16 protein-coding genes and 1 pseudogene are annotated in these 12,664 nt (G+C 33.1%); 10 read left to right on the top strand and 7 right to left on the bottom strand.

Annotation, left to right across the window (positions count from 1 at the left end; translation table 11 throughout):
- Positions 1-103: 103 nt before the first annotated feature.
- The 7 genes and pseudogenes from NIL_RS09970 to NIL_RS09940 form a co-directional block, all read right to left on the bottom strand.
- Positions 104-358, bottom strand: a pseudogene (locus NIL_RS09970) (transposase); the annotation flags it as partial.
- Between the two features lie 323 nt (positions 359-681).
- Positions 682-1,365, bottom strand: coding sequence for a transposase (locus tag NIL_RS09965; protein WP_187647603.1), 684 nt, complete (start codon positions 1,363-1,365; stop codon positions 682-684).
- Positions 1,358-2,527 carry a HAMP domain-containing protein gene (locus NIL_RS09960; RefSeq protein WP_187647602.1) on the bottom strand — a complete coding sequence of 390 codons (1,170 nt, stop codon included), beginning with the start codon at positions 2,525-2,527 and terminating at the stop codon, positions 1,358-1,360. The genes NIL_RS09965 and NIL_RS09960 overlap by 8 nt, the downstream gene beginning before the upstream one ends.
- On the bottom strand, positions 2,524-3,183 hold the full coding sequence (locus NIL_RS09955; RefSeq protein ID WP_187647601.1) for a response regulator transcription factor: 660 nt from the start codon (positions 3,181-3,183) through the stop codon (positions 2,524-2,526). The genes NIL_RS09960 and NIL_RS09955 overlap by 4 nt, the downstream gene beginning before the upstream one ends.
- Positions 3,176-3,556 (bottom strand): hypothetical protein, encoded by a 381-nt coding sequence (locus NIL_RS09950; RefSeq protein ID WP_187647600.1) that lies wholly within the window; start codon positions 3,554-3,556, stop codon positions 3,176-3,178. The genes NIL_RS09955 and NIL_RS09950 overlap by 8 nt, the downstream gene beginning before the upstream one ends.
- A 2-nt stretch (positions 3,557-3,558) precedes the next feature.
- The gene (locus tag NIL_RS09945) at positions 3,559-4,665 is read right to left on the bottom strand and encodes a cytochrome b/b6 domain-containing protein (RefSeq protein WP_187647599.1); all 1,107 of its coding nucleotides are present in this window, start codon (positions 4,663-4,665) and stop codon (positions 3,559-3,561) included.
- A 10-nt stretch (positions 4,666-4,675) separates the two neighbouring features.
- Positions 4,676-5,266: a diheme cytochrome c gene (locus NIL_RS09940; protein ID WP_187647598.1), complete on the bottom strand. Its 591-nt coding sequence runs from the start codon at positions 5,264-5,266 to the stop codon at positions 4,676-4,678.
- Between the two features lie 182 nt (positions 5,267-5,448).
- Here NIL_RS09940 and NIL_RS09935 point away from each other — a divergent pair, with 182 nt between their 5' ends.
- The 10 genes from NIL_RS09935 to hypE are packed head-to-tail and all read left to right on the top strand — an operon-like array spanning position 5,449 to position 12,664.
- The gene (locus NIL_RS09935) at positions 5,449-6,123 is read left to right on the top strand and encodes a DUF4198 domain-containing protein (protein ID WP_187647597.1); all 675 of its coding nucleotides are present in this window, start codon (positions 5,449-5,451) and stop codon (positions 6,121-6,123) included.
- Positions 6,120-6,539 (top strand): hypothetical protein, encoded by a 420-nt coding sequence (locus NIL_RS09930; protein ID WP_187647596.1) that lies wholly within the window; start codon positions 6,120-6,122, stop codon positions 6,537-6,539. The genes NIL_RS09935 and NIL_RS09930 overlap by 4 nt, the downstream gene beginning before the upstream one ends.
- Positions 6,536-7,510 (top strand): transporter, encoded by a 975-nt coding sequence (locus NIL_RS09925; protein ID WP_187647595.1) that lies wholly within the window; start codon positions 6,536-6,538, stop codon positions 7,508-7,510. Before NIL_RS09930 ends, NIL_RS09925 begins: the two co-directional genes overlap by 4 nt.
- An 8-nt stretch (positions 7,511-7,518) precedes the next feature.
- Positions 7,519-8,163: an energy-coupling factor ABC transporter permease gene (locus tag NIL_RS09920; RefSeq protein ID WP_187647594.1), complete on the top strand. Its 645-nt coding sequence runs from the start codon at positions 7,519-7,521 to the stop codon at positions 8,161-8,163.
- Positions 8,153-8,692 carry a hypothetical protein gene (locus NIL_RS09915; protein WP_187647593.1) on the top strand — a complete coding sequence of 180 codons (540 nt, stop codon included), beginning with the start codon at positions 8,153-8,155 and terminating at the stop codon, positions 8,690-8,692. The genes NIL_RS09920 and NIL_RS09915 overlap by 11 nt, the downstream gene beginning before the upstream one ends.
- Positions 8,685-9,476, top strand: coding sequence for an energy-coupling factor ABC transporter ATP-binding protein (locus NIL_RS09910; protein ID WP_187647592.1), 792 nt, complete (start codon positions 8,685-8,687; stop codon positions 9,474-9,476). Before NIL_RS09915 ends, NIL_RS09910 begins: the two co-directional genes overlap by 8 nt.
- Before the next feature lie 32 nt (positions 9,477-9,508).
- Positions 9,509-10,243 (top strand): hydrogenase nickel incorporation protein HypB, encoded by a 735-nt coding sequence (gene hypB, locus NIL_RS09905; RefSeq protein WP_187647591.1) that lies wholly within the window; start codon positions 9,509-9,511, stop codon positions 10,241-10,243.
- Entirely contained in the window at positions 10,243-10,533 is a 291-nt protein-coding gene (locus tag NIL_RS09900) for a HypC/HybG/HupF family hydrogenase formation chaperone (protein ID WP_187647590.1), read from the top strand. Before hypB ends, NIL_RS09900 begins: the two co-directional genes overlap by 1 nt.
- The gene (hypD, locus tag NIL_RS09895) at positions 10,533-11,663 is read left to right on the top strand and encodes a hydrogenase formation protein HypD (protein WP_187647589.1); all 1,131 of its coding nucleotides are present in this window, start codon (positions 10,533-10,535) and stop codon (positions 11,661-11,663) included. The genes NIL_RS09900 and hypD overlap by 1 nt, the downstream gene beginning before the upstream one ends.
- Before the next feature lie 8 nt (positions 11,664-11,671).
- Positions 11,672-12,664, top strand: coding sequence for a hydrogenase expression/formation protein HypE (gene hypE, locus NIL_RS09890; protein ID WP_187647588.1), 993 nt, complete (start codon positions 11,672-11,674; stop codon positions 12,662-12,664).

The following is a 12,664-nucleotide window of genomic DNA, read 5'->3' as shown; positions in this document are numbered from 1 at the left end:
ATTGTCAAGTTTTGTTCGCAATTTTTCTTTCCAGCAAGTTATATTTCATTGTATATCAAGCAGCTTTAAGCTGCGATTCATAGATTTCCATTACCTCTTGAAGCTATTGTGGATGAATATAACTTCTCTCAATCTTCCAGTCTTCGGTATATTCCATCAGATATGTGGCAATAAGTCTAAGATAGGACTCTTTTGATGGAAAAATTGAGACAACTTTTGATCTTCTTCTAATCTCTTTGTCGATTCTTTCAAGTACATTGGTTGAGTTTATTCTCCTTTTATCGATTTGTGGGAAGTGATAAAATTGCAATGAATTTTCCAAACCATTTTGAAGTGTTTCAATTGCTTCAGGGAACTTTTTGCTATTATTTCTTTTAGATTGGTTTCCTCATACTTGCTTTATTCCTTACTGGGAAGTCTATCCAACTCTTTTGAAGATTTCAAAATCTCAAAAAGAGTCTTCAAGTAAAATTGCGAACTTTATTGTACACTATCTTTTTAAAAGCCTCTATATCTCAAGCAAAAGCACCACTTAAACAAATTCTATTGCAAAATCCGTGTTTAATAAAGAGCTTCCAATTGATAGAGCAAATATAGCATATAGAGGAGCCTGTTTATTATAGTGATTTTCGATCAGTATTTTTCCCTTAACATTTAAATTTACTTATATAAAGGGGTAGATTATAAAGTTTCTTTGAAAGAATCTATATATATCTTTTTTAAAATCTCAACTCTTTCATTTTTTGGAAAGTTAAACTTAAATTCTGCCTCTTTAAGATAATAGAAGAAGTTTTCTCGAGAGACTCCCTTGTAGGAATTTATAAAGCTTTCAAAAAAATTCCAAAATCTTGTTATTAGGTTTTGGGAAGATTTCAGTTTTGCTATACGGTTTAGTTTTAAGAACTGTTCAAACTCTTTATAGTATATCTCTTCTAAGCCATCTTCTAGATAAGAGGTTTTATATCGTGAAAGATCTGGCATCATAAGATTGTAAATTTTTCCACCGTAGTCAAAAGTCAAAAAGTTGTATGCATCGAAAATATTTTTTTTGTCATTTCTTTTATTTTTTTCAAGATAAAGATATTCATCGAACTCTATAACCTCTTTTTTGTTTTCATACTCTTTTTCTAAATAGAGCGATATCAGTTTTCTAAATAGCAAAAATCTGTTTTTTACAGTTACGTAGCTTAAACCCATTATTTTTGAGGTCTCGAGAGCATTGAAATCTTTGCAAAAATATTCTATAAGCTTAAAATCCCTTTCAATTTTTTTTAGACTAAATTTTCTTTTACAACATGGGCATTTAATATGATCATTAGAAAGTTTATAAACTCTTTTACATTCGCAATAGATGCATCTATCCATTAAAATTAATCCCAAATATATTTTTCCCATCTAAATATCTGTAAAAAAGAGAGAAACCATGTTTTTTCACTATTATATCAACTATACTAAGACCTAGTCCATATCCACTTGAAGCCTCTTTTTTGAATGGTTCTAGATAAAAGCTAAAATCTTTTTTTAGTCTTTCTCCATAGCTTATAACCTCTATTTTATTATCTTTTGCAACTATTTTAATAGGTGTTTTTTGTGTATATTTTAAAGCGTTATCTATAAGATTTTTTAGAGCTATACTCATATAGTGTATATCAGCTTCTACTAAAAAGTCTTCCAATTCTATTTGCACATTTTCTTCTTCAGATATATAGAGTTTTCCAAGCGCTTCAGTTATGAGAGTTTGGGCTTTAAATCTTGATTTTTTAAGATTTTGTGTTGTCAGTAGATGCATATTTAGAATTTCACTGACAAACATATCTATATCTTTGATATTTTTTTCAAGCAAAGAGTAGTCTTTCATCTCAAAGGCAAATTTTGCTTTTGCTAGGGGAGTCTTTAACTCATGCCCTATATATTTGAGTAGATTTTCCCTATCTTCGATACTTTTTTGTAAGGTTTTTGCCATATTGTTAAAACTTGTTGCAGCGACTTTTATCTCTTCATCGCCTTTTATATCCATTCTTATATCATAATCACCTTTTGAAAATCTCTCCATTTTTACAGATAACTCTTTTATGGGAGATACTATCTTTAAAATGATGAAGTAGATAGTAAAAAGTATCAATATATCAAAAAATAACAAAATATTAGTTATAAGCTTTTCTTCTAGAAATATATCTTGGGATTTATCGTAAAAGCTCATCTTTTCGTCTAGATACTTTATGGTTAGATAATATTTTCCATCCTTTTTCGAGATAGAGACTCTTCCAAACGTAAATGGTTTTTGAAAGATAATGGTTTTAAAACCGTTTTTTACAGTGTAAAGTTCTAACTCTTTTAGTTTTTTTTCAAGAAGTTTTTTATCGTTATTTGCGATGATGGGTATTAGCTCTTTTGCGGCTAAAATATATTTGGAAATTATAAGTTTTTGGTTTTTTGTTTCATTTAGCTTTTCTATCCAAAAACTAAGAGTTAGCATCAAAACAAGACTTATTAAAAATAGTGCCGTGATCTTTGTTTTGATACTCATATAAATTTATACCCTATTCCCCATACAGATTTTATATATTTTGGATTTTTAGAATCATCCCCGATTTTAAACCTTATATTGCTTATATGCATATCTATCGTTCTGTTTTTGGTATCAGGCGGCAGGGATGTAGAGTTTATGATCTGTTCTCTTGAGAGTACCTTGCCTCTATTTTTTATAAGATATAAAAATATCTCTAACTCTATTTTGGTAAAATCTATCTCGTAATCATCAAGTTTTACCAATCTATTTTTTTCATCGATATAAAAATCCGATATTTTTAAAGCCTCCTCTTTTTTCACTCTTCTAAGTATTGCTTCTATTCTTAAAACAAGTTCTCTAGGTTCGTATGGTTTAGCCAAGTAGTCGTCTGCGCCAAGTTCAAAACCCATAATTTTATTGCCAATATCTCCTCTAGCACTTGATATTATTATAGGGATATCCTTTTTTCTTTTTATCTCTTTACAAATGTCAAAACCGTCCATCTGTGGCAACATAAGGTCTAAAACCACTATGTCAAAACTCTCTTTTTCCAAAGCTTGAAGAGCCTCTTTTGGTTTTTCAAAAGAGAAAACTTCATATTGGTAGTTAGATAGATAATCTTTTATAAGATTTTGCATTTCAATATCGTCTTCGATAAGCAAAACTCTACTCAATCTCCCACTCCTCTAGATATTTTATGAACTTTTTTCTTTGATTTTTGTCCAAGATAGAGTGTATTTTTTCAAAAAAATCGGATTCTGTTCTAGCTATCTCTCTTTTTAATTCCAGATTTTTCTTAAAAAAAGCTCTTTTATCGAATCTATCTTGCAAAAAAAATTTCTCCAGTTCTTTTTCTACGCTCTCCTCTTTTTTGTGAAGTTTTTCCAAAACTTCTCTATGCTCTTTCAAAATTTTTTTGAGTTTGAGTTTTTGCTCTTTTGTCAAATGAAGATAACTTAAATCTTTTGGGATATGAAAACCCTCTTCATACTCTTCATCGCAAAATCCCAAGCCCACAATCAATAAAAATATCATCATCCATCTCATACTCAAGCCTTTGGAATCTCTATTTCCGCATCTTCTATCATACCTTTTTCTATATTTTTATGGCAAGCTTTACAGTTTACTTTTGATTTTACCTTTTGAGATTTAAATATATTTTTATCCAATTTTGCGTGTTTCTCTTTCCAAAATGGAGTTTTTGTTATTGCAATGGGATGATTTTTTAAACTTTTTAGTATATATACGGCTGCCTCTTTGGTAGAGTTTTGGGCACTATTTTTAACCAAAAAATCTTCGATCTCTTTTCTTGTAGCTTCATCCAAAGAGGCGTCATCGCCAAAGTGGTTTTCAAGATCTGCCATCAACCTTTTCCAAGACTCTGCCGGTAGCAAAAAAGGTGGATAGAGTGTATGGCAAGAGCCGCACTCTTCCACAAAAGATGATAGTTCGTTTTCATACTCTATAGGATGGTGAATAGATTTGTTTAAAGGAGTCTCGTATATTAAGGAGATAGCAGGAGTTATGATTGCGGCTGATAGAAATATTGCTGCGACTATCTTTTGAAGAGCGTTTAATTTTACACTTTGGGCTTTTAGATTTTTGTAGCCGTCTATCATAGATTTTAGGGTTCTTATTTCTTTATGAAGAAGTGTATCTACTATAACCCCCATAATATGGATAAATATCAAAAGAAGCAAAAATGTGGAGAAAAACTCATGAATCTCTTCAAATATCTCCATTTCTCTAAAAAAGCTTGAGTTCAAAAAAGATAAAACTCCTTTGCCTTCTTGAATACCGTAAGTTAAAACTCCGGTTAAGACTGTCAAAAGAGTAACTACGATAATACCAAGCATCACAAAAGAAGCGGCTGGGTTGTGTCCCGGATAATCTTTTTTAGGATAAAAAAGGCTGAATATAAATTCGAAAGCTTCCTTAAAGTTTAAAGGCCACTCGTAAAATTTTGAGTATTTAGGACCTATAAATCCCCAGACAATTCTAAAAAATATCAAGATACCCACTCCATATCCAAATGCGGCGTGAATATTTAGTAGCGAATCTTCATCTGCGGTTATAAACATTATCAAAATATACAAAACCAATAGCCAGTGAAAAATTCGCGTAGGAAGAGTCCAGATATAGGCTTGTTCTCTCATATCAATCCTCCTATTTCCCATAATTTGGAATATCTATATATCTTTCACTATAATCACCGCTTTGGGCTTTTTTATGGCATGCATTACAGTTTGCAAACGTTTTGACCTCTTTTTGAGAGATATATTTTTTAGGAATTTTTCTATGCTCTTTTTTAAAATAGGGTATTTCGCTAATTCTAAGGGGAGTTTGATTTTTAGGTATACTCTCTAAAAATTCGTTAAACTCTCCATATACCTTTTTGCTATCGCTAGCGTTTGCTAAAAGATATTTTACAATCTTTTTGTTATCTTCTTTTTCGATAGTAGCATCTACCCCAAAATGATCTTCTAGTGTCTCCATCATTTTTTTCCAAGAACGTTTGGGTAAAAATTCTGGTTGATAAGCCATATGACACTCGCCGCACTCTTGTTTATAGAGAGGTTCTATCTGAACAAGAGTTCTTGTTGTAGTTGGCTTATCTTTTTCCTCTTTAAATTTTTTAAAGAGTTTTTCAAAAAAGGTTTTTTCCTTATACTCTTTTTCATATTTATCCTCATCCTCAGCCATAACGAAACTCACTGCTAAAATCCCAGCTATTATAAGCCAAATCAACTTTTTCATTTTCTCCTCCTTTTTTTTCATACTTTCATTGTGACAAAAGTTTGTCAAGAATTGATAAAAACTCTTTTTACAATTTCTTGACAATTTTTAGTCCCTAAATTAAACAAGAAGCCACTTTTTTTATTTTTAAATAACTTTTTTTTCTTAAAATATGAATCACTATTCACATAAAGGAGTTTGAGATGAGGTTGGCTCTGTTATCTATTTTTTTCGCCGTGACCCTTTTTGCTCATGATATCTGGATAGAAAAGAGTGATCAGGGATATAAGCTTTTATACGGTCATCTTCATATTAGTAAAGAACACTCCGGAGCCAAAATTATAAAATATGATCCAAACAAGATAAAAAAGGTGATCTGTAAAAAGGGAGATAAGAGTGAGAATCTAAATGTAATAAAAGAGTATCCTCTGAGTTTGAAAAAAGAGTGCGATGAGCTCTATATCTTTATGGATAACGGCTATTACACCAAAACTTCTTATGGAGTAAAAAATCTTCCAAAAGATAGTGTAAAAATGGCTCTTAAAAGCTGGAGAAGTTTTGAGAGCATTAAATATCTGGAAAAAAACTCGAAAAAACCTCTCTCTTCTGCTTTTGAGATAGTTTTGCTCAATAACCCAAAAGAGGTAGGCGACAAAGCAAGACTTTTGATCCTTTTTGATAAAAAACCGATAGAGGGAGCTATCGTAGCTTATGATTCAAAACCTAGAGGCAAAAGTTCAAAAGATGGCAGAGTAAATATAAGGATTAAAAGAGAAGGACTTCAAAATATCAGTGCCACTTTGAGAAAGAGTGGTGATGGAAAAAAGAGTGACGAAATAGTTTATACAACAACTTTGAATTTTAAGGTTGAAAAATGAAAAAACTGATTTTTATAGCTCTTTTTGCCGTATCTTTGTTTTCGCACGATTTAACTCATAAAGTGACGGAGCAAAAAGCAATTGTGCTTAGTTTTTCTTTTGGTAGTAGCGAGGATTTTTCCTATCAGCCTTATGAAGTTTTTGCTCCCGGTGAAAAGATACCTTTTGCTGTTGGTAGAACAGATAAGTTATCAAGAGTAGTATTTGTCCCAGATAGAGTGGGCAAATGGCTGGTTAAAGTTATAAGCGAAGATGGACACGGTAAAGAAGTAGAGATTGAAGTAGGAGAAGATTTTGAAATAACAGAGTATTCAAAAACAAATTTTGAAAAATTTCAAAAAATCTTTGTAGGTGTAGCGCTGATTTTTGCGATTTTTATATTTTTACAATATTTTATAAAAAGGAAAGAGAGATGAAAAAAACAGTTTGTGCCTCTTTATTGGTTGCAACTTTGTCTTATGCCCATCATGGCGTAGCATCTTTGGGTGTTGTTGGATTGGAAGGTCCTGGTGCTCCTGTAGAGACAACAAGTTCGGCAATGCTACCAGAAGATAAATTTTTAGCTTATATGAAGCTTGATTACGCATCATATAAGAAATATACAGATGTTATCGACGATGAGATGGAGGAGAGTTACTACTGGATGTATGGTATCGGATACGGCTTTAAATCGTATCTTAGCGGTTATATTTTTCTGCCTTACTATACAAAAAAACAAGAAGACTCAGTTCAAACAAGCGGCTTTCATGATATAAATCTTATGGGGGTATTGGGATTTAAGTATGATGAAGGATTTATATTAACTCCACAAAATGAGAGTTTGGACGATTTAGAAGATTGGCATTTTACTATTTTTGCCAATGTCTCATTACCTACCGGTGATAGCGAGTTAAAAACAGCAAATGGCTCTTTATATGATGCAGGAATGCAACTAAGTTTCGGAGAGCCTTCGTATATGATAGGTCTTAGTGCTACAAAATGGTTCGGAAACGGCTTTACTTTAGTAATGGATACATCTTATAATACTTTCCAAGAACACACTTACAGTGATGGAACAAGAGTTAAATTTGCAGACGAAATAAGAGCAAATGCGGCTTTGGCTTATAAATTTTACGTAAATCCTAAAAAGAAATTACGATTCGATACTAATCTTGAAGCTAATTTTTTACATCTAGGACGTGATAAGGAAAATGGAGTCGAACAAGAAGCAACGGGAGGAGATATTTTATATACTACAATAGGTTTTAGACTTTTTTATAACAATATAAGTGCGGCTCTTGGAGTGAAACTTCCTGTATGGACAAAGCTTAATGAAGAGGATAAGCAACAAGGAAGCGAGGGGAAAGAGGATTATAGAGTAATTTTTAGTTTTTCTACACTATTTTAGGAGAATTTATGCATATACCTGATGGCTTTATTTCGCCTATTACATATATTCCGGCATATGCAGCAAGTGCCGTTTTATGGTATATAGCCTCTAAAAAGGTAGAGATTGATAGCCAAAATGTATCTTTTTTGGCTACTCTATCTGCTTTAAGTTTTGTTTTTATGATGATAGCTATACCGCTACCGGGAGGTACTTCAGCTCATCTTAGCGGTATAGCTCTTTTGGCGTTGATTTTCGGACCCTGGCTCTCTTTTGTTGCCGCATCCTTAGTTTTAGTTGTGGAAGCTTTAATATTTGGTGAAGGCGGAGTAACTACTTTGGGAATAAATATTTTGGCGATTGCTTTTGTAGGTAGTTTTAGTTCATACTATGTATATAAAGTTTTAAAAAGAAGAAACGAAACTTTGGCTATCTTTTTGGCCGGCTGGGTAGGTGTAAATCTATCGGCTGTTTTTATAGCTTTTTTATTGGGGATTCAGCCTATAATAGCTTCAATAGACGGTAAACCTCTTTTTTTTCCTTTTGACATAAAAACAACCACTTTGGCTATAATGGTTCCTCATATGTTGATAGGTTTGGTTGAAGGGGCGGTAACTGTGATATTGTATAGATTTTTAAAGAAAAACTTTAAAGTGATGTTTGATGACAGATAGAGTATATTTTTATCTATATTTATGCTTGATAATTCTTTTTACCTTGATTCATGATATCTATTTTTTAGCAATATCTTTGGTGATAGTCTTTATACTCTCTAGAAGAGATTTTCGATATCTTATAAAAAAGAGTCTCTTTTCTGTTTTGTTTTTTAGCATGATAGTGTCTCTTTCCTATCTACTTATGGGGCTTTTTAAAGAGATAGATTACAGTTTTTTGGCTCTTTTTAATCTAAGAGTCTTTTTGCTTACATATATAAGTTTTTGGGTTTTAGAAAATATCAATATCTTTAAAGTTTTACCGAAAAATGTAGCTGCTTTGGTAGCTCTTTCATTTTCTCAGATATATCAGTTTAGAAACTCTTTTTTAGATTTTTGGATGGGAGTAAGCTCAAGATGGAGTAGATTTGGATATATTAAATGGATAAAATCTTTAAAAGCTATGAGTTTTTATTTTTTGAATAAAACCATACATAATGGACAAGAGATAAGTATGGGGATGAAAAGTAGAGGTTTTTTTGATGATTGAAGTTAAAAATATTTTTTTCGAATATGAAGATTTTAGAGGAAGGAAGAAAGAGCTTTTAAAAGATATAAGTTTTAGTGTTGAAAAAGGAGAAAGAGTTGTTTTGCTAGGAGTTAATGGCAGCGGCAAAAGTACTCTTTTGAAGATTTTAGATGCTCTTCTTTTTCCTAAAAATGGAACTTACATTTTCGATGGAGTTGAGATAAAGAAAAAAAATTTCAAAAATATAGCAAAAAGTTTTAGAAAAGATGTGGCTTTTTTGATGCAAGACCCAAATACTCTTTTATTTAACGCAACTGTAAAAGAGGAGATTGAGTTTGGCTTAAGAGAGTTTGGTTTTGATAACGTAGAAGATAGAGCTATAGAGATTGCCAAAAGATTCGGTTTGGAAAAATATCTTGATACTCCACCTTATTATCTTAGTGGAGGGGAGAAACAAAGAGTAGCGCTGGCCGCGATTTTGGCAATAGAGCCTAAACTTTTGCTCATGGATGAGCCATCTTCCAATCTAGATCCGCCAACAACCGGCTGGCTTATTGATCTTTTAAATGATATGCAAGTGACTACGATTATTTCTACTCACAATCTTAGTTTAGCTTATGAATTTGGTGAAAGAGCTTTGGTACTTTCAAAGAGTCATGAATTGATTTTTGATGGAGAGTTGGAGAGGTTTTTATCAGATATGCAACTTTTAATGAAGGCACAGCTTCTTCATAAACATAAACATAAACATAAACATAATGGAGTGGTGCATAGTCATTACCATTTGCATGACTGGAAAATATAGTATAATTGAATCATTATTCATAAGGAGAAAATATGTGTAAAGATTGCGGATGCAGTATTACAGAACATACTCACGAACATCAGCATGAGCATTTACATAGCAACCCACAGTTAAATGATACGAAAACCATTGAAGTTATTACTAAAATTTTGGATAAAAACGACCATGAAGCAAAACATAACAGAGAACATTTTGAAAAATATAATGTTTTAGCTATCAATCTCATGAGTTCTCCCGGAAGCGGTAAAACTTCTGTATTAGAACAGCTTGCTTTGATGAATGAATTTCGATTTGGTGTTATAGAGGGAGATTTGGAAACGAACAGAGATGCAGATAGACTAAAAGCCAAAGGAGTTCCAGCATATCAGATACAAACCGGAAGTGCGTGTCACTTGGATGCTTTTATGGTACATGAAGCATTGCACAAAATACCTTTACAAGATCTAGATGTATGTTTTATAGAAAATGTTGGCAACCTTGTATGTCCTGCCAGTTACGATGTTGGAGCTCATCTTAATATTGTTTTGGTAAGTGTTCCTGAAGGCGATGACAAGATAGAGAAATATCCAGTTATGTTCAGACAAGCTGATCTTGTTTTGATTACAAAAACAGATCTTCTTCCATATTTTGATTTTGATGTTAAAAGAGCGAAAGAGACTGCACGAAGACTTAAACCTAATGTTGATATTTTGGAAGTTTCTACAAAAGATAATGAGTCTTTGAAAAAACTTGCCAACTGGATCAAATTTAAAATGGAGATGAGATAATGTGTCTTTCGATTCCGTCACAAGTTATTGAGATAAACAAAGATGAAATGACCGCGATTGTGGATACTTTAGGGGTTAAAAGAAAAGTCGGTATTGATTTTATAGCTGATGAGGTAAAAGTTGGTGATTATGTTTTGATACATATCGGATATGCCATGAATATTATAGATGAAGAGTATGCTAAAGAGTCAATCGCTCTATATCAAGAGATAATAGAGAAAATGGAAGAGGAAGAGAAAAGGGCTATGATAGATGAGAGTGACAACTGTCCGAGTGGAGGCGGAGGCTGATGGTACTAAAAGATTTATATGACAGATTTAGAGACCCAAAAGCTATACAAGCTCTCTCTAAAGAGATTGAAAAAGAGGCCGAAAAACTTGATAGAACTATAAATATAATGGAGGTATGCGGCGGTCATACCCATACCATCATGAAATATGGCCTTTTGCAGTTAATGCCAAAAAATATAAACTTTATTCACGGTCCCGGATGTCCTGTTTGTATTATGCCAAAAGAGAGAATCGACCACGCCTATATCTTGGCAATGAGAGAAGATGTGATTCTTTGTACTTTGGGAGATATGATAAAGGTGCCTGGAAGCAAAGGAAGTTTGCAAGATGCAAGAAGCAACGGGGGCGATGTAAGGTTTGTCTATTCGCCTTTGGATGTGTTGAAAATTGCAAAAGAGAATCCAGATAAAAAAGTTATATTTTTTGCTATAGGTTTCGAAACGACTACGCCTATGACGGCTGCACTTTTAGAAAATGCGATAAAACAAAATATAAAAAACATGCTCTTTCATATAAACCATGTTACAGTACCTGAAGTTATGAAAGAGCTAATTGATAGCAGAGACGAACATGTAGATAGTTATAACAACCAGATAGACGCTTTTTTAGGGCCTAGCCATGTAAGCGTGATTGCAGGAAGCAAGATATATGAGCAGTTTCCTTCTCAATACAACCGCCCAGTTGTCGTTTCAGGGTTTGAACCTGTTGATGTGATGGAGGGGGTTTTGATGATGGTTAGCCAGTTTGTAGAGGGTAGATGTGAAGTTGAGATACAGTATAAAAGAAGTGTGAGCAAAGAAGGTAATCTTAAAGCGCAAGAATTGATTGAGAACTATTTTGAAAAAAGAGAACTTTTCAAGTGGAGAGGTCTTGGAAATATTCCAAAGAGTGCATGGAAGCTTAAAGATGAATTTGGCGAGTTTGATGCAGAAAAAATTTATGAACTGCCAAAAGAGGAGATAGAAGACCATAAACTGTGTATCTGCGGGGACATTTTAAGAGGTATAGCTAAACCGACTGAGTGTCAAGTTTTTGGTACTGCTTGTACTCCTCAAAAACCTCTTGGTAGCTGTATGGTTAGCAGTGAGGGTGCATGTGCTGCTTATTATAAATATGGGAATTTGTTGTAAGGATGAGTATGCAAAAAACAATAACACTTTCAATGGGAAACGGCGGGATAGAGAATCAAGAATTGATTGAAAAGATTATATTTAGACACATAAAAAATGAGTTTTTAGAAAGAGCCGAAGACGCAACTTCCTTGAGTGAGTTTAAAAATCCGGTATTTACAACAGATTCTTTTACCATAACTCCTCTTTTTTTCAAAGGAGGAGATATTGGAAAACTTGCAGTTGCTGGGGCCTGTAACGATCTTGCAATGATGGGGGCAAAACCAAAGTTTTTATCTTTATCTTTCATAATTGAAGAGGGATTTAATGTTAGGGATTTTGAGAAAATTGTTAGAAGTATAAAAAAAGAGCTTGATATTAACGAAGCTAAAGTTGTAACAGGAGATACTAAAGTAGTACCAAAAGAGAGCTGTGACGGGATTTATATAAATATCTCAGCTATAGGAGAGAGAGTTAAAGAGTTTTCTCAAAAAAATATAGAAGTTGGTGATGTAGTTTTGATATCAGGTGACATTGCAAGACATGGAGCTAGTATATTTGCAAGCCGTGAAGGGATAGAGCTGGAAAATGAGATAACAAGTGATTGCAAATCTTTATGGCCAGTTGTTGAGAGACTTATAAAAGAAGATGTGAAGATAAAAGCCTGTAGAGATGCTACAAGAGGGGGAGTTGCTGCGGTACTTAATGAGTGGGCAAAAGCTAAAGATTTATGTTTTGAGATTGAAGAGGCCAAAGTTAAAGTAAGCGATGAGGTGAGAGGAATTTGCGAGATTTTGGGGTTTGAGCCTTTTATTTTGGCAAATGAGGGAACTTTTGTAGCGGCAGTTGACATAAACGATAGTCAAAAAGCATTGGAAATTTTGAAAGAGTTTAATGAAAATGCTAGTGTTATTGGGATAGTAACGGATGAATACCCACAAAAAGTTTTACTAAAAAGTGAGTGGGGAACAAGAAGGTTTTTAGATATGCCAAGTGGTGAGATTTTGCCAAGGATATGCTAA

The sequence above is a fragment of the Nitrosophilus labii genome, assembly GCF_014466985.1.
Taxonomy (GTDB): domain Bacteria; phylum Campylobacterota; class Campylobacteria; order Campylobacterales; family Nitratiruptoraceae; genus Nitrosophilus_A; species Nitrosophilus_A labii.
Note: the sequence above shows the minus strand (reverse complement) of the source record. Positions and strands in the feature narration are given on the sequence as shown.